The organism is Lachnoclostridium sp. (assembly GCF_031997925.1).
GTDB lineage: Bacteria > Bacillota > Clostridia > Lachnospirales > Lachnospiraceae > Lachnoclostridium.
The window spans coordinates 24703-48536 of sequence record NZ_DAMADT010000017.1; the positions used below are offsets into that span (position 1 = coordinate 24703).

Consider the following 23834-nt stretch of genomic DNA (forward strand, 5'->3'; position numbering starts at 1 on the left):
GCTTGCTCTTGTTGCTTATACATTAGGTGGAAGAACAATGGCATTTACCGTATTAAGCCTTTCACAACTCTTTCATGCTTTTAACATGAGAAGTGAGCACTCTATCTTTAAGATTGGACTACTTCGGAATAAACAAATGGTGATTTCTTTCCTTGTATGCTCCTTTTTGCAAATCGCAGTTGTTTCCTACGAGCCTTTTGCGAAAATTTTTAAGGTTACACCAATGTTGCCGTTCCAGTGGGTGATTGTGTCCATTCTTTCCATCATTCCAATTATTATCATAGAATTACAAAAAGCTGTATCCAATAGGGCGTGATTTGTTAAAAATAGCGTGAACCTGGCAAGTTTCTAAGTAAAGTGCTCTTGTCATTTTACTAATAAACTTGCTGGTTCACGCATTTTAATTATATTTAAGCCTTCTTTACACCTAATTCTAGCAAATCCTTAAATGTCTGATAAACTTCAAGCTTTTCTTTTGCTAAACGAAACATTTTATACTCCGAATTTAAGAAACAATGTTTTGTTTCTCCTACGGTACATAATTTTCCCGTAGCTACGTCGGTAATTTGGTACGCTACCGTTAGCTTAACACCATTAAATTCCGTTACTCTTGGAAAAATCGTAACAATATCATTAAATCTTACCATTGATTTATATTCACAGTTTACACCAATTACTGGTATTATCACACCACACTCTTCCATTTTCTGATAAGTAAAGCCAACCTGCTCTAGCAAATCGGTTCTTGCTTCCTCAAACCATCGAATATAATTCGAGTGATGAACGATTCCCATCTGATCTGTTTCATAGTATTGTACTTTATGTTGATAAGCTTTTATGTCTTCTTTCACTCTTTTACCTCCTGACCTAATAGCTCTTCTTTGGAATATTCCTCTTACCGCTGTTCGCCCCGATAGACTGCTCGTTCTCCACCGATAAATTTTGGTCTTGTTCTAGCACACACTAGATTTGCCTCCCCTATCTTAGTAACACTAAGACGAACTGGAACCGCAACTCGTTTTAAATGCATTCCAATTAAAGTATTACCAATATCCATTCCAGCATTCGCTCTGATCTCTTCCACTGCTACAGGTGAGTTCATATTCTCATATACTGTAGTAGCAAAAGAGCCCCCAGCATGTGGCCTAGGTACTACACTCACAACATCATATCCATAATAAGTTGCTGCTTCCTCTTCAAGAATTAAGGCGCGATTTAGGTGCTCGCAGCATTGTGCTGCTAAATAGATTCCATGCTTTGAAAGAATAGGAGCTATCGCATTGTATATAGCTTCTGCTGTAGCCATTGCACCACTTGTCCCTATCTTCTTTCCTACTATCTCACTAGAGGAACATCCAACAACTAACAAGTCTTTTTCTTTTAAACCTGCAATATCAATCAATTCTATCACAGCTTGTTCGGCATTTTTCTTTATCTCTTCTATCACTAAAATCCGACCTTTCTATGTTGTTTTCATTATTATAACCCAATAATTAGCGATTGAAAAGGGAAAAGAGTAAATATAAGTGGTATCTGGAAGTGGTACCATTTACACAGGAGAATAAGCTTGACAATGGAAATCGTATCGATTACGATTATCTTAGAAAACGATTTTAGTTACCTTGCTGTAAATTCGGCTATCACATTACACAAATCGATACGAGGTCTTTATGGAGAATACAAAATTAAACACCTATGAACCATTGCTACCATATGACATTACCTATGGTGAAGCTCATTCTTTATACGATAACATGGCATATGTCTGTGATCCGATCTTATGCAACAAAAGTATGGTACATATGGTCAGCGGAAACATCATTAAATTTTATGAATACTTACCATCGGTACCATTAAAAATAGGAGGGATTTAACTCCTCCTATTTTGATAAAACTTTATTTTAAAACTTTGAATGCTTTTTTCCCAGGATAAATAGCTGCCTGACCTAATTCTTGTTCAATTCTAAGTAATTGATTATATTTTGCAACACGATCACTTCTAGAAGGTGCTCCAGTCTTAATCTGACCAGCGTTCGTAGCAACCGCAATATCTGCAATTGTAGTATCTTCCGTCTCACCGGAACGATGAGAAACGATTGCTGTCCAACCTTGATTCTTTGTCATTTCAATCGCATTTAAAGTTTCAGTCAAAGAACCAATCTGATTAAATTTAATTAATACAGAATTTGATACACCTTCCTTAATTCCCTTTGAAATACGGTTTGTGTTAGTAACAAATAAATCATCTCCAACAAGCTGTATACGTGATCCAAGACGCTCGGTTAACTTCTTCCAACCTTCCCAATCTTCTTCTGCTAAACCATCTTCTAATGAAAGAATAGGATATTTATTACATAGATTCTCCCAATAATCAATCATCTCATCTACAGTCTTTAACTCTCCAGACTTCCAGAACAGATAGTTTCCTTCTTTTCCAATTTTCTTTGCTTCATCATACATCTCAGTAGCCGCAGCATCCATTGCAATATAGAAATCGGAACCTGGTTCAAATCCTGCTTTTTTAATCGCTTCTACAATATACTGAAGAGCTTGTTCGTCCGAATTAAACTTCGGTGCAAATCCACCCTCATCACCTACAGCAGTGATATAACCATCTGCTTTTAATAACTTCTTTAAGGTATGAAATACAGTTGTACTATGCTCTAAGGCTTCTGAGAAGCTTTTAGCACCTACTGGCATAATCATAAATTCTTGAATGTTTAAACTAGAATCTGCATGCTTACCACCATTAATGATATTCATCATAGGTACTGGAAGCGTTCTTGCATTAGTACCGCCAAGATATTGATATAATGGTAGGGAAACAGCAGTTGCTGCAGCTTTTGCCGTTGCAAGAGAAACTGCAAGAATTGCATTAGCACCAAGCTTTCCCTTGTTATCTGTACCATCCGCATCAATCATCGCAGCATCAATCTCAACTTGATTTAATGGGTTTCTTCCACAGACTGCTTCTGATAGTTCGTTCGTTACGTGTTCTACTGCATTTAATACGCCATTACCAAGATAACGCCCTTTATCTCCATCTCTTAATTCTACTGCCTCAAATGCGCCTGTAGATGCACCAGAAGGCGCAGCAGCCATACCTACACTGCCATCAGTTAAAATAACTTCGGCCTCCACTGTTGGATTTCCTCTGGAGTCCAAGATTTCTCTACCTTTTACTTTTTCAATACTTAATAGTTTTTTCATACTATTCACCATACCTTTCCATAGCCTGCAAACTTTGGGTTGCAGGAATAATTTAGTAACTTGTATTGTATAGGCATATAATTTGTGAAAACAACTGCTCTTTGAAAAATTGTCTTCCAACAATCTTTCCTTATTAACACAAACTCTCTACCTCATTTATAACCATAACTATGCGTATCTATACTAGTATTATTATAAATAGTATATCATTTACATTTTAAACATCAATACTTATTACCAAAAACGTCAAAATATTCCTATCATTTCTATAGGAATACCGAGCAATCACACCCCAAGACTTGACAAAGAACCGAAAAAAGGAGTGTTGCAACTCATAAGTAAGGTAATGAGTTATGCAACACCCCTATGGGTATCATTCGTATATTAAAACGATTGAATCATGAGTTTCGACTCATACATTCGTATATACGACTGACATTTATCTTGAATAAAAGCAGTGACTGCCTAAAATGTAATATTTTTTATAGCTTGAAGTTTTTGCTCTGTTTTTCATCATGAAATATTTATAATCGCCAATGTTGTTGTTACCAGCAAGTGCTTCTATCGCAGCTTTTTTACAGCTTTCGGTAACTTTCGATCTATACTTTTCTACACGTCCTGAATTCGCTCCGGAAAATTGTCCTGGTGCGTATACAACGTCATGAATTGTTTTTCCCCAATAACCATCGAGCATTCGGTTAACTACAACATTCGCTACCGCCAACTGACCTTCATAAGATTCTCCATTCGCTTCCATCGCTACTACTGTAGCAAGAAGCATGATCTCTTCGTCGGACACTTTTATTGCAGCACGATTAGTTTTAGAAGGTTTATGCTTTTTTGCTTCTTCTAATTCTTTTGCTATCTGTGTTGTTTTTTTAGCTTCTTCAATCTCTTCCTTTGTAGTCGCTGTTTTTAAATTGAACACAGACTTGGATAAATCTTTGCTAACATAGCTTACTTGGCTATCATTATATTGGATCGCATACCATTCGTTAGTGTCTTCTTCAGATACATGAACAAAACTATCCTCATTATTTGCTTCCGTTAAGATTTCTCCTGTTAAATTGGGAGCTTTTCTTATATTAACTGAACGAGGTGTAATAACAATTTGGTCAGCCTTTAGTTCTGTTACAAGATTTCTTGCCTCTTCATCAAAATATAAGTACTGATTACTTGCATATCCGGTAACCTTACCTGAGGTTATCTTCGTCCATTCTTCTCCGCGCTCTACGATGGTTGCGTAAGAATTCTTATTTAATTGACCAACAACCGTTGCATCTGATTCGGCTTCACTACGTATGTTCAAATATTCATTTACTTTCGGAAGTACTTTCTCATACTCCGGTAACGCTTTTGTCATACTGAATGTAGCAATTTCTTCCTCTGAGTTAATACTTGTATCTGCAACGTTTTCTTCCTCGCTGTATGCAAATGCTCTCGCTTTTACATTTTCTTCTACAGCCTTTTGCTCTAAATTCTCTTGTATCGCGTTTTGTTCTAGATTCTCTTGTATTGCTTTTTGTTCTAGATTCTCTTGTATTGCTTTTTGTTCTAAATTATCTTTAACAACTTTTTGTTCTAAATCCTTTTTCAATGTAACATTGGAATCCAATGCACTATTGGATTTCGTTTCATTTCTTTTACTTGTTTCCTTTGTATCATTGGTATGATTGGAAGCTATTAAGTCATCTGAACTGTTATCCTCAGCTTCTAAAGAGAACAATTCAATTTTGTCCATATTCGCAAATTCATCCTCTTTTGATTTCGCAAGCTCTAATTGATTTGCTTCATCATCCGAAGTATTTGTTTCAGCAATCTGTGAATCATCATCATAAGTAGTACCTATGCTGTAGCAGGTAGTGTCTGTTATCACTAGCATAGCAAAGAAACATACTAACATCACAAGTATCACTGAAACCCTTGTTTTTGCTTTCATATTCGTCTAATTCCTTTCGATGTTTTCTATTATGGACTAATTGTTACATTTGTAACGCCATAATGAATGAACTATCTCATAATTATTACAAAAATATTACAATGGAATTATACCAACGAAATGAAGTTTTGTCAACCTTTGGTACAGACTACAGTATTTTCAAGGATTCTCTTAATCTTCCAACCATAAAAAAGTTAGTCTAGGGCCAAGTTAAAATAACCATTTGCATAAGCATCTGTATTTAAACGAACCATTGCATATGGCTGAAGTTCACCTTCAAATGCATAATAAGATGGAACTGTTACAATTGCCTCCAGACATTCTTCCTCTTTCATCAGATAAGCAATTGCATCAGCAATCAGATCTTCTGGTAACGTTGTTTCTTTCATCACTAATTGATTATTTTTTTTATAATACATAATAGCATAGGAGTGATTGTCAACTGTTAGTTTAAGTACTTTACCTCCTACAAACCTAGCTTCTTTTACAGCATAGGTAATTGCTTCCAGATTCCATTTTACATAACCTGGTCGGTCAAAATAGAAATCACGAAGCTGCTTATATTCTTCTGGAAGAATATCATTTTTCTCATAGCTACGTTCATAAGCAAGAGATACCTCATGAACTCTGACGTTCTCAGCTTTTATAGACGCAGCAGTAAGCATGTGCTCAGCTGCAGCTTTAAAATATAATTGTTTTTTAAAATATATGGTTTGATAACCACGTCTTTCGTAATAAGAGAATAGCTCCTTGCTTGCTGGTACAAGAATCGTTCCTGCACTATACTTTCCTTCGCTTGTCCGACTTGCTTCTTCTAGTAAATCCGATGCTATGCCTTGATTTCTTGCTTTTGGCAAGGTAGCTACAGCATAAACATAGTGAATAGGCAGGGTTTCATCATCGGCATATCGATACGATGCAGGAAGTAGGGTAAGCATTCCTAAGATTTCTTCCCCTTTCTTGTACACGTAAGTATTCTCTTCTTTAAATCGATTATCATAATAGAAATCCACATAGGATATTTCATCTTGAAAGCAAATCTGCCACATCTTTTTTAATTGCGGCATCATTTCCTTCGTTGCTAATGTAATCAAGTTACCTCTCCTTCACTTTCCTTAACTTAAACTTATATCATTCGTTTATTTTAAAACTGCTTTGTATTTTTCCAAAATTATGTCTGGATAATAGGATAATTTCGCTTTTCTTAGCCCCTCATCTCCCATGTCATCTTCACGGTTAACATACTCATAATCTTGACATTCATGCAATACAAATTGTTGATTTATCATAGGATATGCACCTTGGATATGAGAATATGCCTTTTCTATATGAACAATAAATGTATTACTATTCAAAGCTTCCCCCATTGAAAATGCAACCACTTCACCATCTAAACGAAGCAAGCCTCCAACAAGCTTAAGCTCATTAAAGTAATGAAAAGCTGTCTTTACTGCACAGGATTCATGTACGAGATTAATATCCTCTCTGCAATGATAAAGTTCGCACCATTTCTTACTCATATTTTTACAATCCTCAATATTTTCCATTGTCATTGGTTCATAAACCCAACTTGGATTATCTTTAAAACGAGCAATATGATTTCGTTTACCATGTAACTTCTTACCTGCTAGTGTTGACAATCTCTCTGTCAAATAAACATAGTCTGCCTCATCACGTACAGAGATATAATCAAATTGTTCTGGAAACAAACTTTTCAGTTCCGTTAATTTATCTTCCGGAATACCTCTCAATTCAAATTTTAGACCACGTTCTTTTGCGTCTTCTATTAATAGTTCTACTACTTCTTTTAGATTTCCTTCCCCTGTAGGGTATCCATAGGTGCGCATTATTCCAAATCCCCCTAAGGTACAATAAAAGCCATTCACGTTGGCACATAATAAATTATACTGCTTTGCCCATAGGAAATTATTCGAGAAGGAATATTCAGCTCCCATTAAATCTGATTTTTTAAGACACTCCTCTATCCATTCCCTATCGGTTAATTCTAATGTTCTAAATGGTATCATATCTAATCCTTTCTTTCGTTTCATTTTAATTTTTATCTATACGCCTTGTATAAAATCAATAATTAATTTTTTTAATAGTAAACAAAGTTGTTTTATGATTCTTTACTTATACAAAACGTTTACCTTTAGTAATCAAGACATTATTCTGTATGATTCGTTTTTATACACATTATTATTGTATTCAAATTCTAAAAAAAATGTCGTAGCAACTACTAACAAATTCATGAAGAAAGCCGCATTTTTCTTCCAGAATATAAAAATTGCATCTGGAAGAAAAAGCGGCAAATTTTAAAAAAGCTTTACTTGCTTTGTTTGTTCACACGAACGTCAAAACCTCTCTTCGTTAAAGCTTTAATAATATTATCAAAATCATCACATTCTACTCTTACAAACAATTCCTGTAACCCTAATGTTTCGGTATTAATTACTACAATGTTCTTAATATTACCATCATTTTTAGCTATAGTCTCTGCTATTTTTGCCAGGGTTCCTTTATAATCATAGGTGTAAATTGTAAATGTATCAAAATTATCGCCAAAAAGTTTTTGATATTCTTTAAATATCGCTTGTTGTGTTACAATTCCTAATAACTCCTCTTGTTTACCTACTACAGGAATAAAACGGAATTTGCTAGCGATGAAGATGGCTGCCGCTTCTTCTATTGAGGTATGTTCAGAGATTGTTACCATTTTGGTTCTCATCATCTCACGAACCTTACGTTCTAAGAACTCCTCTTTCGTTCCAGTAAATTCACGGAAATAATTTTCATAAACATGTTGTTTCGATAAAGCCCCAATGAATTTATTGTGATCCACAACAGGCATAGATAATAGCTGATGTGCTTCAATTGTTTCTAAGGCCTCTCCAATGGTATTGTCTACACTGATGCATTTTAACTCTTTCAATGGTATCATAATTGCTTTTACTTTCATATCGATTCCTCCCTTGATATGTTATGGGACCAAAAAGAAGCAACATATGTTTGCTTTCCTTGTCTTGAATTATAATGATTTTACACCAAAAATGCAAGATGAACTTGCAATTAGCTTAAAAAGGAGCTACTATAAAACACAAAAAAGATGAAGAAGTGAGGGAACCAATATGAAATTATGGGGCGGTAGATTCACAAAAGAAACTAACCAACTGGTACATAATTTTAATGCTTCGATCTCCTTTGATCAGAAGTTTTATGTACAGGATATCCGTGGAAGTATTGCACATGTGACCATGCTTGCAAAACAAGGAATCTTAAATGACGAAGAAAAAAATAAAATTATTGATGGTCTCAATGGTATTCGTGATGACATCGAATCTGGTAGCCTTGTAATAGATAGTACTTATGAAGATATCCATAGTTTTGTGGAAGCTCATTTAATCTCCCGTATCGGAGAAATAGGGAAAAAGCTTCATACTGGAAGAAGTCGTAATGATCAAGTGGCTCTTGATATGAAGTTATATACACGAGATGAAATTACAATTCTTGACGAATTATTAAGAGAGCTTCTTTTCGAATTATTTTCCTTAATGAAAGAACATACTGAGACATATATGCCTGGTTTTACCCATTTACAGAAAGCACAACCTATTACACTCTCCCATCATATGAGCGCTTATTTTGAGATGTTTCGAAGAGACCGTGATCGCTTAAGTGATATATTTAATCGAATGAATACTTGCCCATTAGGTGCTGGAGCACTTGCAGGAACTACTTATCCATTAGACCGTGATTACACTGCTTCGTTACTCTCGTTTACGGAACCTACTAGAAATAGCATGGATTCTGTATCCGATCGTGATTATCTCATCGAACTACTCAGTGCACTTTCTACTATTATGATGCACCTAAGTCGTTTTAGTGAGGAAATAATCATCTGGAATACGAATGAATATCGGTTTGTAGAGATTGATGATGCCTACTCAACAGGAAGTAGTATTATGCCTCAAAAGAAGAACCCAGACATAGCAGAATTAGTTCGTGGAAAAACTGGCCGAGTGTATGGAGCCTTGATGTCTTTATTAACTACGATGAAAGGTTTACCTCTTGCCTATCACAAAGATATGCAAGAAGACAAAGAATTAACCTTTGATGCAATTGACACAGTGAAGGGCTGTCTCTCCTTATTTACCGGAATGATTCGTACTATGAAATTCAACCGTGATACAATGAAATCAAGTGCAGTTCTTGGTTTTACCAATGCTACCGACGCCGCAGACTATCTTGTAAATCATGGCGTAGCATTTCGTGATGCTCATGGTATCATCGGTCACTTAGTTCTAACCTGTATCGAGAAAAACTGTTCGATAGAGGACCTTAGTCTTACCGAGTTACAAGCTATCTCTCCAGTCTTTAAAGAAGATATTTATGATGCTATTTCTTTAAAAACTTGTGTGGAGAAGAGAAATACCATTGGTGGACCTGGTGTTGATGCTATGAACAATGTGATTATGGCAAGTGGTAAGTATTTAGAAAATTATCCTTCTCTTTCCTAGGAGATAAGGGGGCTTTGTCTAGGTTCTCAAGCAGGGAGAATTTCTCCCTGCTTAAAAGTTACTTTAACTATAATCGCGCTATGAGTTTTGCACCATTCTTATTAAGATAACCTTGTAAAAATCCTGATAAAAGTAACACAACAGCCAAAGTTCCATAACCTAATGCCATCACGTTATTACTAGCTACAGTAAATAACAATGCTAATGGTATACCAGCAGTAAGGAAACTGCTTAATGATCCTATCATGGAGGCTGCACTTTGTTTCACAACAACAGTTTCATTTTTCCATTCCAGCATAGGTAACTTTAGATTAATCACAAGGCCAAATACCGCTGTTAGATAGCAATATGAGATTGGTAATGCTATTGTCAAAAGTAAGTCTAAAGCTCCCATCTTTAAACCAAATCCAGCAAGCAATGAAGTTATAATACAAACTGGTATTGTTATCGATAAACTAAAAATAATCTTTGCTCCTAGAATAGTTTTCGCTGCCACTGGTGCAGATTTTAATATCCAGATGTTCTTTCCCTCTAATGATATGGAAGAGGCTGTGATAGCCACCAAACCTACCATTAAACTCATTACATAAGGTACCATTTCCTTTAACATCCCTGCTGCTTCTGGAATATTAAGCATCTGTTCTATCTGTTCCGATTTAAAAAACATCATAGCAATTACTCCAAATAGCATTAGAACTAATCCCATTGATGTGTTTAACAAATAGATTGTACATGAGAAATAACGTTTTGCTTCTTTTTGATACAACGCTTTTAACTGTCCACTTTTCTTTAATTCCTTCACTTGATACTTCGATGTTGTTTTTCTCGCACTCATTACAGTATTCATCCATTTAAAGTATCGACCAACTATAAAGGAGAACACTATCATAGCTAGAAATGAAACAGCCAGAAAAGCAGCATAGGACAGGAGATCATACTGAATAATTCCTTTTAGATACCAAACAGCTAACGGATATACTTTTACCATCTGATCTCGCATTAATGTACCAAATTCCGCAATCTGGCTTTCACTCTGCATCTGAAAACTAAACACAACAATGAGTAATGTCCCGACAAACATCATGATGGTATGGATTGCATTGCCATACTTAAATCCCGCAGATATTACCGCTATGATAACCCCAAGTATCGATGCTATGATGATTGGAATGATTGGAATAAAAAGCAAAGATATCATAGATAATACATAAAATGCTGGGGATGGCTTTGCCATAATACCATAGATAATATAATTAGGTACTAATAATGCTGCCACAAACACCATATTAATTAAATAGAGTAACATTAAACGGCTTGCCACTACGACCCACGATTTCACTGGTAATGACATAACAATATCATAATCTCTAAATCCAAATAGAACTCCCTTTACCTTATATATCGAAGTAATTAAAATCATAAGGCAAGTCACAGCCATAAATAATCCAGGTAAAACTTCAAGTTCATTCATTGACTTTAGTGCCATTCCCATGATAAAACTATAAGTTCCAGATAAAAAAGCAAACAATAAAAATCCAAGAACTAAAACCGTTGTGACACTGATATTTTTCTTTAGATTTTTGCTTCGCTTCATATTTAAAAATTCGAATGCAGAACCAAGTTGCATTCTTGTAAGCGTCCACACCTGTCTCATAACTTCCTCCAATCTTGCACAAATGGCTTATTCCTCGATAAGCTCCATAAATACTTCCTCGAGACTTTGATTTCCCTTAACCTCGCTTGTCGTACCAGAAGCTATCAATTTACCACCTTTAATAATTGCAATTTTATTACACATTTTCTCTGCTACTTCAAGAACATGAGTGGAGAAGAATATGGCACTTCCGTTTTGGCACATTTGTGCCATAACCTGTTTTAACTGGTGAGCTGCTTTTGGATCTAGACCAACAAAAGGCTCATCTAATATCATCAATTTTGGCTCATGGATTAATGCTGAGATAATCGCAAGTTTTTGTTTCATACCATGAGAATAGGAAGCAATAGCATCCCCAAAATTCCCGGTAATCTCAAACATATCTCCATACATCTTGATACGATTCTCTCTCTCTTTCTTTTCAACTTCGAATAGATCCCCGATAAAATTAAGATATGCAATACCCGTAAGATGCTCATACAAATCTGGATTATCTGGTATGTATGCCATCTTCTTTTTACATCCAACTGGGTCCTTCGTTATCGATACACCGTCAATTAAGATATCTCCCTCTTCAAAATCAAGAACTCCAACCACAGCACGTAAGGTTGTCGTTTTACCAGCACCATTGTGTCCAATAAATCCATAGATATCACCTGCCTCAACTGTAAGGCTTAGATTATCTACTGCTTTCTTATTTCCTTTATAAATCTTTGAATAATTTTTTATTGTAAGCATAGTACACTCCTCTCTTTATACGATATTCTACATTTTTCATCATTTAGATAACTATCTAAATATTGATTATACTATATTATAACTGACTTTTATTGTCAAGTAATTTTTAATAGACAAAACAGACGTGTCCCTAAATGCTGGAACACGCCTATTGATTTTTTTGAGCCTATGCTGGTAGCTTTGCGACCAAGGTACTTATCCTTCTCTACTCACCAAGTGAAACCGATTCTGGTACATGAACGTCTATTTTAATTGGCATCTTACCAGTCAACTGAACACTTCTAGTATCTGGTTGTGAATCGCCTAGATATAACTCATAATCCCCTTGATTTAAGATAAACTCACCTTCCTCATTATATAAACCAAAGGCATTATCCGTTAACTCAATTAAAACATCTTTTTCTTCTCCAGGGTGTAAGTTCACTTTTTTAAGACCTTTTAGCTGACAATTTGGCGCATCTTCTCCTAAATATTTCACATATGCTTGTGTTGTCACCGCGCCTTCATAATCACCAGTATTTTTTACCCTTACCATACACTGTACGTTAGAACCTTTCCTTAGAGTATCCGTATTAACATAAAGTAACGTATGCTCAAAGGTAGTATAGCTTAAGCCATATCCAAATGGATAGAGTGCCTCATTCTTCATATAACGATACGTACGGTTTTTCATAGAGTAATCGGTAAACTCAGGTAATTCCTCCGTCGTATGATAGAATGTTACAGGAAGCTTTCCTTCTGGATTTCCTTCTCCAAAAATCAACTCTGCAATTGCTCTACCACCTTGTGCTCCAGGATACCAGCCCTGTAGTATAGCTGGAATATGTTCATCTGCCCATGGCACTGCCAAAGCACTACCAGAGAGAAGAATTAAAATAACAGGCTTACCACATTCATAAATTGTTTTTAAAATATCTTCTTGAATTCCTGGAAGGGCTAGTGTCTTTTTATCTCCGCTGGCAAACTGATTTCCCTGATCGCCTTCTTCTCCTTCTAAACCTGGATCAAGCCCTAAGCAAGCTATCACGACATCGCTATGTTCACAGACTGCACGAACCTCAGCAATACGATCATTTTCCTGGCTTAAATTAGACATTTTATTTTTAAATAAATGGCAGCCTTCCGAGAAGTATACTCTAACATCTTCCGGAACTACTTGCTTAATGCCCTCTAATACAGTAATGTATTCTGAGGCTGTACCTTCGTAATTACCCACCAAAGCATTTCGGTTATTCGCATTAGGTCCAATAACTCCGATAGAGGTAAGTTTCTTTGGGTTAAGAGGTAATATATTATCCCCATTTTTTAATAACACAACACACTTTTTGGATGCTTTGATATTAAGCTCTTTACTTGACTTCGTATCGACATGATCATATGTAATTGTGTTAAACGGAATCATTTCTTCATTATCAAATAATCCAAGTTTCATTCTTGTTGTAAAAAGACGTATAAGTGCAGTATCAATTGTCTCTTCTTCCACCAAACCATCTCTTACAGCTTGTAGTAAATTAACATAGAGATTTCCACAGTTCAAATCGCAACCACGATTCATTGCCAGTGCAACTGACTCTACTGCATTTGAAGTAACCATATGGTGCTCGTGAAAATCTTTAATTGCCCAACAATCTGAAGTTACATGACCTTCAAACTCCCATTCTCCGCGTAAGATATCTTCTAACAGTGTCTTACTTCCACAGCATGGTTCTCCATTCGTACGATTGTAAGCTCCCATAACTGCTTCCACTTTATGCTCTTTTACAAGTTTCTTAAAGGCTGGTAGATATGTTTCACGCAAATCCTTCTCCGAAACTTCGGCATTGAAACTATGGCGAAGATCTTCTGGTCCAGAATGAACTGCAAAATGCTTTGCACATGCAGCAGCTTTTAAATAGGTTTCATCATGCCCTTGGATACCGTCGACAAAACGTCCTCCTAGGGTGCCACTTAAGAATGGGTCTTCCCCGAAGGTCTCATGTCCACGTCCCCAGCGTGGATCACGAAAGATATTCACATTTGGTGACCAGAAGGTCAAACCTTTGTAGATATCGTGATCGCCATATTTTTGTTGTGCATGAAACTTACCTCTTCCCTCGGTAGATATAGTATCTGCAATCTCTTCGATTAAATCTTCATCAAATGTTGCCGCTAAACCTATTGCTTGTGGAAAAACTGTGGCTACGCCAGCTCTTGCTACTCCATGTAGTGCTTCGTTCCAATAATTGTATGCCTTAATGCCTAGTCTTGGTATTGCAGGAGCAGAATGTAAGGTTTGAAAAACCTTTTCCTCTAGTGTCATTTTCATTACAAGTTCTTTTGCACGTTGTTTAAACTCTTGTTGTGTCTTCTCTGCTGTCATGATAGGCTCCTCCTAAAAATTCATAATTTCATAAAATGCTTCTTTTGGCTTCATCATCTCATCAAACAGTAATGGCCAGTTCCTACGATTGCTTACTGGAAAATGGTTCAACCAGCTAACATCATCCGTAACTCCCCATAGGGTTACAGAGGTGATATCATTTTTATATTCTCTAAATATCTGAAAGCACTCTTTGTAAACTCTGGCTTGTGCTTTATACTGTTCCATCGTTGGTTTTAAGATTTCTGACCTGTCTTCATATCGAAACATAGATACATCCATTTCTGTAATCTCAAGCGATACTCCAAGCGATAAATACTTTTCAATTGCCTCCTTTAATTCATCCATGGAAGAATGATAGATATTGATATGGCATTGCATTCCAATACCGTCTACAGGAATCCCTTTCTCTTTTAGTTCCTTGATTAGTTTAAAGATTTTATCCCGCTTCATTGGATTAGTCTCATTATAATCGTTATAAAATAGCTTAACCTCTGGCATCTCTTGCTTCGCAAGGAGAAATGCCCTTTCTATATAATCATTTCCTAATCCCTGAAACCATTTGGATTCTCTTAAAAATCCATCTGATTTATCTTCTATTGCTTCATTAACTACATCTACACTATAACAATACGTCCCATATCGCTTACCCAGCGTATGGATATGGTTTGATAATCTTTCTTCTAACCCCTCCTTCGTGGTATCTAAAAATACCCATTCAGGAACTTGGTTGTGCCACACTAAGGTGTGCATTCTCATTTTCAGTTCATGATCTTTTGCAAATTGTACAATAGTGTCTGCCTTATCGAACTGATAATCCTTCTCTCTGTGACAAAGATTAGAAAACTTCATCTCATTTTCGCATGTCACAGAGTTAAAATGATTCTTTATTAACTCTCCATGTGTCCTTATCGTTGAAGCGTTCACTGCTGCCCCAATAAGGAAATAATCTTTATATTTTTCCTTTAAGATCTCCATCTTGACTCCTTTATTTTCATCTTCTTGTAATATTTAGTAGTTAAAACTTGAAGAAACCATCTGCATTGTTTTCTAAATTACCTCCATTTTTTAACCATACTTTATTTACAAAACTTTTTACATAAACTATATAATTTCATTTACATAAACTTCTTTGATATAATCCTAGTAAAGCGGGATACTCTCATCAAGACAAGCTCCATAGAATGCTGCTTTTGGTAACAGATTATCGTCAAAGAAAAGCGGATACTTTCTCTTATCTCCATTCAACCATGAGTAATCATCACTAAGACCCCACACAGTAACACTGGTAATATTGGCTTGCTTTGTTTCTTTCAGGCTTTGATATAAAGAAAACAGCTTTTTATATCTGGTTCCTAGCTTTGTAAGGTCTTCTAATGAATTACCGGCAAGGTCAATATCTAACTCTGTGATTTGTACTTCCACACCTAGAGAAGCGTATTTCTTAATTGCATATTCATAGTCAGTCATCGAAGGATAGTCCATCTTGATATGACTTTGCATTCCGATTCCATCTAAGATACCTTTCTTCACTAAATCTTCTGCCATGGTATAGATTGCAAATAATTTTGATTTTTCAAAACAGTTATAATCGTTATAGAAAAGAGAAACTCCCTCTTCCGCATACTTTCTTGCGTAAGTAAATGCTAATTCTATGTATTCGCTACCAAAAATTTGATACCAATAGCTATCCTTACTACGATATCCACCTTTGATCCCATCCTCAACATTAATTGCTTCATTTACCACATCCCAGGCATAGATGATACCTGGATAGTTTGTATTACAATAGGTTAACACTTGCTTCATGTAACTCTCCAAACGCTTTGTCATGATTTCCTTAGAAGCAAGCGGTGCATTCGGATCTCTTGAATAATTCTTAGTGAAAAACCAACGCGGTGTTTGCTGATGCCATAATAAGGTATGTCCTCTCATGGATAACTGATGCTCTTTCGCAAACTTCATTCCTAAATCAAGCTTTGAAAAATTCAGTGCTGGCTCAGTCATATATTTCTTTACATCACTGCTACAGGTTTTATAATCTAAAATGTTCTCTGGCTTCATCTCATTTCCCATCGTAATACTATTAAACTGAGTCGTAATTAAGTTAACTCTTCGCTCATCTTTTAATTCAAAGTCCATTAATGCAACTCCGACTTTAAAATCCTCTTTGTAAATTTCACAAAGTTTTGGAAGATTTGCATTATCACCCACTACTCTAACTTCATAAATTTCAATATCATCTATATATATATCTAGTAAATCATCTGGGGTTGCAGATGTATTATATTCTGATTCAAAATATAGTTTTACTTTATTAGTTCCCGGTGGAATCTGTATGTTACCTTCTAATAACGCCCATTCTCCTTTGTTTGCTAGTACAGAACCAAAGTTTAAATAGTTACTATCATTTTGCTCTACTTTGGCATACAGCCTTTTTTGACCGGAAATATCCCCATATTTCACATACGCTTTAATTTTATACTTCTGATTGACCTTCAGTGTTTGTGTTAAGTCAATACTAGGACCATTCCATGTCTGCGTACGCTTACTACAATGTAAGGAAGCATTTCCCGTATGAAACACTTCACTTGTTTTTTCTACTACTTCCCCTCCTCTTGGCATAAAGAGAAATTCTGTTTTCTCAAAATTCTCGGAATACACTAACTCTTCTACCACTTTAGGAGCGTTTTCACTTTTTTCTTTACTTACTGTAGTTTCTTGCTTTTGATTAGTAACGGTTTTATTATCATCTTGGGAAGCATCCGATTTGGCTTCCTCACTAGTTTCCTTTCTAGTTTCTATCTTTGTATTTTGGCTGTCCTCTTCTTCTGTTCCTTCTTTTGTTCCTTCTTTTGTTCCTTCTTCTGTTCCTTCTTTTGTTCCTTCTTTTGTTCCTTCTTTTGTTCCTTCTTTTATATCTGTCGTAGTATTTTCCGAATTTGTAATTTCTGACTTCTTCTGATCATGACTACATCCTACCATACTCAAGGAGAGCAGTACCATTAAAAACAAACCATATATTTTTTTTTTCATATAACTCCTCCATACTGTCGCAATCCTGCGAATTTGGGCGACAGCACAAATTCGTGTGTTAAACTTGTAACCATGCCTGCTCAATGTGAAGTTTTGAGCTTCTTAGGTGGCGTCTTTAGGCGCCTTAGAAATTCTCTTCACACTATCTCCTTTCGTACTTCTACAAATATTACATGTACCACTACAATATAAATCAAGGTAGTACCAGGGCAGATGCCAAGGATGCAAGATTTCACTTGGCATGTGCCTGGTAGATTTCATCTCAAATTCTATCTAAACCACTGGCCACCCCATAGCAGATGGATTTATCTAGAAGTTCTGATCTAAGTTATTGTGCTTTATTTATTCATTGCAGCGTTTGCATCGGCAATTAAAGCACCCCAAGACTGCTGAACCGATTCGACCTTTTCAGCTGCAGTAGCAGCACTAACACCTAAACCATAGCAAATATCACCAGTCTCTAAGCCTGCAACATAAGATTCCAAAAGCAATACACCGTTTTCACCGGATCTCATCATTGTTAAGGTTTCATCTACTGCTCTTTCATCTCTATACTGAGAATAAGCAGATAACTTCCAGCTTTCTTCCTCTTCATAACCTGGAACTGGATTTGTCCAGAGATTGTAAGCAAATGCAATCTTATCCGCTGTTTCTGCATCATAACAAGATGGAATAACTAGGATATTTTCGCGGTATGCACAAGAAGTCTTTCCATGGGTTCCAAGTGGGAAGGTTACAAAGCCCCAATCATCTTCCATGCTACTTAAGCTTCCCTTGATATACTCTTCTGCAACACGCATAGCTGCCTTACCATCATGGAATGTTGCTTCGAACCAGTTCCACTCACTGCCTTCTGGTTGTGGCATCATATAACCTTCATCATATAAGCCCGTGCCAAACTGAAGTGCTTCTAAGAAGTTAGGTTCATTTGTTGCATTGTAAAACATACCTTTTTCATCCTTACCAACGTATTTTGCATCGTTACTATAGATACAAGCGGAATAGAAATTTTTTTCAAAGGATGCCAATGCATAGGTATCTTTGGTACCATCTCCATCGATATCACGAGTTAACTTAGCGCAAAGATCCTTAAATGCTGCCCAATCCCATTTTCCATCTTTTTGTAAATCATATGGAAGATTTGGATCAATACCAGCTTCTGTGAATAATCTCTTGTTAAAGAATACACCAGCTCTTGGCTCATAAGTTGTAGCAAAGCCATAAGTCTTACCATTGAAGGTCATAGCATCTGTTACTAACTTATTCCACTTATCCTGTGTAAAATCAAAACTTGGAAGTTCATTAACAGGATAGAATAATCCCTGGCTTAACAAAGCAGCTGCAAAAGAGGAGTCAAGTACAAATACCTGTGCCTCTGGTGTTCCCGCCATAATAGAAGTAGAACACAACTCCTGTATCTCACCCCATCCGCCGATGTTCTTTTCTTTAATGGTAAAGTTATATTTTTTCTGTATTTCCTGACGGTAAGCAACTAATTCTTCCTCATATGTAGTAGATGGTGTAAAATCATCTGAATTTGCCCACCAGTTACCGATAACTACTTCAATTCCTCCAAGATTTCTTGCAGGTTCCTCTGTCGGTTCTGGAGTCGCGGTTGGTGCTGTCGTTGGTACTGTCGTCTGTGTAGGTTCCACCTTATCCCCTGTTGTCTCACTTGCTTTCGAGCAGCCTGCAAATACGGTCATCATCATTGCAGCCACTAATAAAGACGCCATCCATTTTCTTGATTTCTTCATTCCTAATACCTCCTCATAATAAATTTGTTTATGTTCTATGGGGCCCTTTCCCCCTAGTGACCAAACTTACATTTTAATACCAGTCTGACTTAAACTCTCTACAAAACCTTTTTGTGCAATGATATAAAGCAATAACAATGGTGCAATACACATTAACATTCCTGTTGCAATCAGACATTGTTGGTATGCAATCGTTGGTAGGTTGCCTTCTCCCTGAGTTCTCTTAACATAGTCATTCAGACGTTCTGCAATCGAACGAAGTCCACTTGGCAATAAGGTTAATTTTCTTAAAAACAAATTAGAATAAAAGGAATCTGTCCACTGCCATACATAAGAGAACAGGAAACAAGAAGTAAGGATTGGCTTTGCATCTGGTAACATGATCTTTATAAACGTTCTGAATCTACCACAGCCATCCACATAAGCCGCCTCTTCTAATTCTTTTGGTACTCCACGGAAATATTGACGAATCATAAAGATATACAAACCACTTTTTAAACCCATGCAGGTTCCCACTAACATAAAATATGGTGTCACAGAATTTAATAGATTTAATGGCTCGCCTTTCATGGTACGAAAGAATCCAAAGACGTCAAAAAATCGAAAGTGAAGATATAAGGAGCTCATGATAGTCTGTGGCGGAACGATAATAACTAACATAACACATAGAAACCAGAAGTTCTTTAATGGGAATTTATATCTAGCAAATCCATACCCAACCAACGTACAGGCTGTAATCTGAACCATCGCAATTGCGAAGGATATCCCTGCTGTCGTAAAAAGAGCCTTTGGAAACTTAATTAACTCACTTACTAACTTATAATTTGAGGTGGTAAAATTTCTTGGGATGCTGATAACTGTCGCATCATACAAATCCTTCTCTGCCATAAAACTAACCGTGAGCTTATTAAGGAGAGGCTGAAGGATTAGAAAACAAAGTCCAAAGAGAAGCAATGCCCGACAGATACTTAAAAACATCTTACCCAAGGTGCGTTTTAAGAGATAACCTTCTGATTTTCGGTTTCGTTCAAGAAACTCTATCAATTTCATTCTTTTTATTTTCGCATTCTCTCTACTCATAGTAATATACCCTCTTCGAAATGATGGCAGAAACAACCCCAATAACTACCATTACAATCATGAAGTAGACCCAGGCCATCGCAGTAGTAAAGCCATAATCCATTTTCTGTGTCATCGTCTCACTGATTTTCTCCATAACCTGATTATCTGTTCGAATAAAGAAATCAATGATGGTATAAACGACATTTACTAGAATCAAGGAACTAATCATTGGAACTGTAATCTTCCAAAAACTCTCCCACTCCGTAGCTCCTTCAATTTTTGCAGCTTCAAACATACTTTGAGAAATCGTCTGTAATCCTGACAGAAATATGATAATTTGAATACCTGATGCAATCGCAATGTCATACACATGGTTTACGATTCCAAATACATATTCCATGAACACGGAGGAGCTGCCACCGGTGGTCACTAGAATTTTTTCTAGTACTCCAGTGATACTGCTGCTCATCTGATTCGATTCTTTGATCACATCCTGCATTCCCTGCAATAAGGTATTGTTTGTCTCAAGCCCTACCATAACACCTGCGGAAAGTATTACTGGAAGGAAGAAGATCGAACGAACCAACCCTCTGCCTTTAAACTTTTGATTTAGTAGAACCGCAATAAAGAAGCTAAAAATAATCGTTGCTGGCACATCAAGTACCATTCGAATTAATTCATCCACTAACAATCTAACAAATTCAGGATCTACTAAGAAAACCTTTTTAAAATTAGATAATCCTGAAAATACCATAGAAAACTTGTGTTCATCCACATTGATATTTACCTGAGAGAAACACATCCGCAAGGATTCTAGCAAAGGGATGAACATAAAAGCAAATAAACCGATGAGAAAAGGTGATATAAACAGGTATCCAGCTATTGCATTTTTCGTTGCTAAGCTTTTCCGACGCTTCTTTTTCTTCTCCATCTACTCGCCCCCCTTTAATACCAAGTAATCCTGTGGTGCTATCGTATGTGATTTATATACATAAGGTATCTCATTATAATTGACTACTGCTCTGGTACCATCCTCATAGGTTGTAACAGTAACTCCTTTTGTAATGATTTCATGTCCTGTGATAAACTTATCGTAGATTGTGCTAAAGTCTTCCTTCCATTTGTGATAAATCCCATTTGCATCCTCTTTCCATAAGGAATAATCCGTTCCGAAGTATCTCATATAGTCTGATTCCTGCAATTTTTCGGTGCTAGCTTTCATAAAGATAAAATAAGGGGCTGCTCCATTTTCAATGCTCTTTAAAAGATTGGTCTGATAATCTTCTGCTAAGTTAATTGCTTGCCCTGTATAGGTAACTAGACCATGCAGTGCAATTGGGTAAAATGGTATCTCAGCATCCAAGATAGCAATCTGCTGTGAACGCAGTGGTAAATCTACAATAATATCTGCATACGGTGCTGCATAAGAGTTTCCCTGCATAATTAAGATTTTGTTCTCGTTTTCCTTCATCCTTCTCATTTCATCCACTTGCATTCCCATGGATTGTTCTCTGCTGACTAATTTCTTTTCATTGTAATCAGCACCCAGAGACTGACCGATGCTTCCAAGAGAAATTCCATTTACACCGAAGTCATTCACCTTTTCCTCATAGGAAGATAACAGCTCCTTAGTATACTGTGGCCTTGCCAGATAATATAGAATTCCACTTCTCTTTCTTTCTCCGTACCAAATCGGGCTGTAAGGATAGATTTCAATACGTTTTCGATTGATATAACGTGCAGCATCAGAATTGAGGCTAAAGCCATCAGACCAACTATTTTCTGTCATTAGCTGAAATTCACCGTTTAAGTAAAGTTCACCTTCTTTTTCCTTGATTAAAGAAACCAATTGATTAAAACTCTTTTTATTACCTAGTTCAGATATTAATTTTACCTTAGAAGGAACACTGTGTTTGATTCCTCCGTTAAACCAGCCATTATAGCGGTAACTTACCTGCTCCCATCCAAAAGAATCTAATTCCTCCACGATTTGCGCTGCTTCTTTATAGGTAGTAAGCGCTAATGGCAAATCAATTGGAAGACCAAATTTTTTCTGTACTTTATCAATCGCACCCAAAAGTTCTACTACAACTGGTAACGAATTACTCTCCTGTTTCAGTAGCATTGGGTACTGTTCCATCAGGTATTCTCGGTACGCGATTGCCATACTTGTATAATCTGGTTTATTACAAAAGATATAACGTTGTGTAATCGTCTCTTTTGGAAGAGAATTTTCATATAAAATAACAGTCTTATCTGACTTTGCAGAGATATCCATGGTCTCACCATGAATCATTGCATACTGTGCTAATACAAAGTTATAACCGTTTAATCTTCCGCTTACATCAGCTTCAATATTAGCATAAGAAGAACCATTTTCCACCACACATAAGAAGGAACTTCCATTCTTACTAATTCCAAATACCGGATAAATTGCTTTATTATCATTGATGATGGCACTTCGGCTCAAACCACTATCCCACCCGAATACGCTATTATAATAAGCATTCTGTGTATATTTCCCGTTATTAAAATTAATGATTGCACCGCTTCCATCCGGTACGAATAAAAATCCTTCTTCACTGGTACTTCCTGCTCCGAAGTAAGGTAAGATACGAAGCTGCGTAATAGGATACTCTTTTTTGTAACGAATCTCTTCATACGGTACATTTACAACAAAATCTTTTCCGTCTAAGCGATATTCAATCGTTACATTAAAGATTGGTTTATCTATTTTTTCCTGTTTTTCATACCGAGCAATATCTTGTTCGTAGTCTGCTTCGGTATAACCAAGCGAAGCAAATAAATCTTCAATTTGAACCTTTAAGTAAGACTGAACAGTATCTCTGAGAACATAAACTCTTTCGTTTTCTAAGTCCGGATATTTCTTTATTAACTCTGCACGATTGTCCGTTGCTCTTAATTTAGAAAGATCATAGCAGCGATAATATTCATCAATCTTTCGTTTTGCACTCTTATCCATCTTCTCAAGGAAGATGCTCATACGAGATTCTGGAACGGAAACCGGAATCAGATAAGTACGTTCAATGTTACCTAAGGTATACATGACCTTAATTCCTGTTTCTGTCTTTTCATAAGTATATAAGCCCTTATCTACACTGTAACCACAGCTGTTTAAGGTTGCTGTATTTCCAGCACCATTACTATATTGTAAAGTGATTTGTGAATTAAGTATTTGTTTTCCTACGGAGTCTGCTATTGAATCTTCCAAAACGTCTTGTGGGTTAGAATACCAAGTATCCCCTGTTTCTTTCTCTACCACATAAAACTGAGCAGTATCCGGAAGGAAGTGCATCTCCAGAAATTCATTTTCAACAAGGATTTCCGCCTCATTCGTTGGCTCATACCCATAAAGAATGACATCTTCAAGCTTTACTGTTACCTTAGTACAACCTGTTAATCCTAAAAGTATACAACTACATATAATCATTAGTGTACAATTTTTTAACATGCCATATTTCGCGCTAAAGAATTGTATATATTTGCCGTATCCTAAACACTTTTCTAACTGTTCTCCCCGCATCAGCGTCCATCCCTCCTC

The 23834-nt window shown here is 36.4% G+C and carries 19 protein-coding genes; 3 read left to right on the forward strand and 16 right to left on the reverse strand.

All coding sequences use genetic code 11. The features are described 5' to 3' along the window. Positions 1-316: cation-translocating P-type ATPase C-terminal domain-containing protein (locus RTP52_RS11915; protein ID WP_312371538.1), on the forward strand; the 316-nt coding region annotated here is incomplete at its 5' end. A gap of 94 nt (positions 317-410) precedes the next feature. On the opposite strand, the gene RTP52_RS11920 is transcribed toward RTP52_RS11915, so the two are convergent. Together RTP52_RS11920 and RTP52_RS11925 are read right to left on the reverse strand one after the other, a co-directional pair. Continuing rightward, complete coding sequence (locus RTP52_RS11920; protein ID WP_312371540.1) at positions 411-851, reverse strand: acyl-CoA thioesterase; 441 nt, start codon at positions 849-851, stop codon at positions 411-413. Positions 852-895: 44 nt separating this feature from the next. Further along, positions 896-1447 carry a TIGR01440 family protein gene (locus RTP52_RS11925; RefSeq protein ID WP_312371542.1) on the reverse strand — a complete coding sequence of 184 codons (552 nt, stop codon included), beginning with the start codon at positions 1445-1447 and terminating at the stop codon, positions 896-898. A 223-nt stretch (positions 1448-1670) separates the two neighbouring features. Here RTP52_RS11925 and RTP52_RS11930 point away from each other — a divergent pair, with 223 nt between their 5' ends. Beyond that, entirely contained in the window at positions 1671-1874 is a 204-nt protein-coding gene (locus tag RTP52_RS11930) for a hypothetical protein (RefSeq protein ID WP_312371544.1), read from the forward strand. A 22-nt stretch (positions 1875-1896) separates the two neighbouring features. On the opposite strand, the gene eno is transcribed toward RTP52_RS11930, so the two are convergent. The 5 genes from eno to RTP52_RS11955 form a co-directional block, all read right to left on the reverse strand. Further along, positions 1897-3210, reverse strand: coding sequence for a phosphopyruvate hydratase (gene eno, locus RTP52_RS11935; RefSeq protein ID WP_312371546.1), 1314 nt, complete (start codon positions 3208-3210; stop codon positions 1897-1899). Positions 3211-3649: 439 nt separating this feature from the next. Beyond that, on the reverse strand, positions 3650-5149 hold the full coding sequence (locus RTP52_RS11940; RefSeq protein WP_312371548.1) for a cell wall hydrolase: 1500 nt from the start codon (positions 5147-5149) through the stop codon (positions 3650-3652). Between the two features lie 194 nt (positions 5150-5343). Continuing rightward, on the reverse strand, positions 5344-6243 hold the full coding sequence (locus tag RTP52_RS11945) for a GNAT family N-acetyltransferase (protein WP_312105493.1): 900 nt from the start codon (positions 6241-6243) through the stop codon (positions 5344-5346). Positions 6244-6288: 45 nt separating this feature from the next. Then, positions 6289-7200, reverse strand: coding sequence for a DUF2156 domain-containing protein (locus RTP52_RS11950; RefSeq protein ID WP_312371551.1), 912 nt, complete (start codon positions 7198-7200; stop codon positions 6289-6291). A gap of 275 nt (positions 7201-7475) precedes the next feature. Next, positions 7476-8108, reverse strand: coding sequence for a CBS domain-containing protein (locus RTP52_RS11955; RefSeq protein ID WP_312105499.1), 633 nt, complete (start codon positions 8106-8108; stop codon positions 7476-7478). A 169-nt stretch (positions 8109-8277) separates the two neighbouring features. Between RTP52_RS11955 and argH the strand changes: the two genes are divergently transcribed. Next, the gene (argH, locus tag RTP52_RS11960; RefSeq protein ID WP_312371555.1) at positions 8278-9666 is read left to right on the forward strand and encodes an argininosuccinate lyase; all 1389 of its coding nucleotides are present in this window, start codon (positions 8278-8280) and stop codon (positions 9664-9666) included. Positions 9667-9733: 67 nt separating this feature from the next. On the opposite strand, the gene RTP52_RS11965 is transcribed toward argH, so the two are convergent. The 9 genes from RTP52_RS11965 to RTP52_RS12005 all read right to left on the reverse strand — a co-directional run bounded on the left by RTP52_RS11965 (position 9734) and on the right by RTP52_RS12005 (position 23816). Beyond that, complete coding sequence (locus RTP52_RS11965) at positions 9734-11320, reverse strand: putative ABC transporter permease subunit (RefSeq protein WP_312371557.1); 1587 nt, start codon at positions 11318-11320, stop codon at positions 9734-9736. A 27-nt stretch (positions 11321-11347) separates the two neighbouring features. Further along, the gene (locus tag RTP52_RS11970; protein WP_312105505.1) at positions 11348-12058 is read right to left on the reverse strand and encodes an ABC transporter ATP-binding protein; all 711 of its coding nucleotides are present in this window, start codon (positions 12056-12058) and stop codon (positions 11348-11350) included. 205 nt (positions 12059-12263) lie between these two features. Further along, the gene (locus tag RTP52_RS11975) at positions 12264-14417 is read right to left on the reverse strand and encodes a glycoside hydrolase family 3 C-terminal domain-containing protein (RefSeq protein ID WP_312371560.1); all 2154 of its coding nucleotides are present in this window, start codon (positions 14415-14417) and stop codon (positions 12264-12266) included. 12 nt (positions 14418-14429) lie between these two features. After that, a complete protein-coding gene (locus tag RTP52_RS11980) occupies positions 14430-15395 on the reverse strand; it encodes an endo-1,4-beta-xylanase (protein WP_312371562.1) in 966 nt (321 codons plus the stop codon). A 165-nt stretch (positions 15396-15560) separates the two neighbouring features. Beyond that, entirely contained in the window at positions 15561-17453 is a 1893-nt protein-coding gene (locus RTP52_RS11985) for an endo-1,4-beta-xylanase (RefSeq protein WP_312371565.1), read from the reverse strand. Between the two features lie 338 nt (positions 17454-17791). Further along, positions 17792-19210 (reverse strand): ABC transporter substrate-binding protein, encoded by a 1419-nt coding sequence (locus RTP52_RS11990; RefSeq protein ID WP_312371567.1) that lies wholly within the window; start codon positions 19208-19210, stop codon positions 17792-17794. Positions 19211-19276: 66 nt separating this feature from the next. Then, entirely contained in the window at positions 19277-20290 is a 1014-nt protein-coding gene (locus RTP52_RS11995; protein ID WP_312102029.1) for a carbohydrate ABC transporter permease, read from the reverse strand. Beyond that, positions 20283-21203 (reverse strand): carbohydrate ABC transporter permease, encoded by a 921-nt coding sequence (locus RTP52_RS12000; RefSeq protein ID WP_312371571.1) that lies wholly within the window; start codon positions 21201-21203, stop codon positions 20283-20285. Before RTP52_RS12000 ends, RTP52_RS11995 begins: the two co-directional genes overlap by 8 nt. Beyond that, complete coding sequence (locus RTP52_RS12005; RefSeq protein WP_312371574.1) at positions 21204-23816, reverse strand: DUF5696 domain-containing protein; 2613 nt, start codon at positions 23814-23816, stop codon at positions 21204-21206. Between the last annotated feature and the right edge of the window lie 18 nt (positions 23817-23834).

Bases quoted from the DNA above. Each gene is read 5' to 3' on its own strand.
- RTP52_RS11990 (WP_312371567.1), bottom strand. From the start codon at position 19,210: ATGAAGAAATCAAGAAAATGGATGGCGTCTTTATTAGTGGCTGCAATG.
- argH (WP_312371555.1), top strand. From the start codon at position 8,278: ATGAAATTATGGGGCGGTAGATTCACAAAAGAAACTAACCAACTGGTA.
- RTP52_RS12005 (WP_312371574.1), bottom strand. From the start codon at position 23,816: ATGCGGGGAGAACAGTTAGAAAAGTGTTTAGGATACGGCAAATATATA.
- RTP52_RS11985 (WP_312371565.1), bottom strand. From the start codon at position 17,453: ATGAAAAAAAAAATATATGGTTTGTTTTTAATGGTACTGCTCTCCTTG.
- RTP52_RS11970 (WP_312105505.1), bottom strand. From the start codon at position 12,058: ATGCTTACAATAAAAAATTATTCAAAGATTTATAAAGGAAATAAGAAA.
- RTP52_RS11995 (WP_312102029.1), bottom strand. From the start codon at position 20,290: ATGAGTAGAGAGAATGCGAAAATAAAAAGAATGAAATTGATAGAGTTT.
- RTP52_RS11940 (WP_312371548.1), bottom strand. From the start codon at position 5,149: ATGAAAGCAAAAACAAGGGTTTCAGTGATACTTGTGATGTTAGTATGT.
- RTP52_RS11930 (WP_312371544.1), top strand. From the start codon at position 1,671: ATGGAGAATACAAAATTAAACACCTATGAACCATTGCTACCATATGAC.
- eno (WP_312371546.1), bottom strand. From the start codon at position 3,210: ATGAAAAAACTATTAAGTATTGAAAAAGTAAAAGGTAGAGAAATCTTG.
- RTP52_RS11980 (WP_312371562.1), bottom strand. From the start codon at position 15,395: ATGGAGATCTTAAAGGAAAAATATAAAGATTATTTCCTTATTGGGGCA.
- RTP52_RS11955 (WP_312105499.1), bottom strand. From the start codon at position 8,108: ATGAAAGTAAAAGCAATTATGATACCATTGAAAGAGTTAAAATGCATC.
- RTP52_RS11950 (WP_312371551.1), bottom strand. From the start codon at position 7,200: ATGAAACGAAAGAAAGGATTAGATATGATACCATTTAGAACATTAGAA.
- RTP52_RS12000 (WP_312371571.1), bottom strand. From the start codon at position 21,203: ATGGAGAAGAAAAAGAAGCGTCGGAAAAGCTTAGCAACGAAAAATGCA.
- RTP52_RS11975 (WP_312371560.1), bottom strand. From the start codon at position 14,417: ATGACAGCAGAGAAGACACAACAAGAGTTTAAACAACGTGCAAAAGAA.
- RTP52_RS11965 (WP_312371557.1), bottom strand. From the start codon at position 11,320: ATGAGACAGGTGTGGACGCTTACAAGAATGCAACTTGGTTCTGCATTC.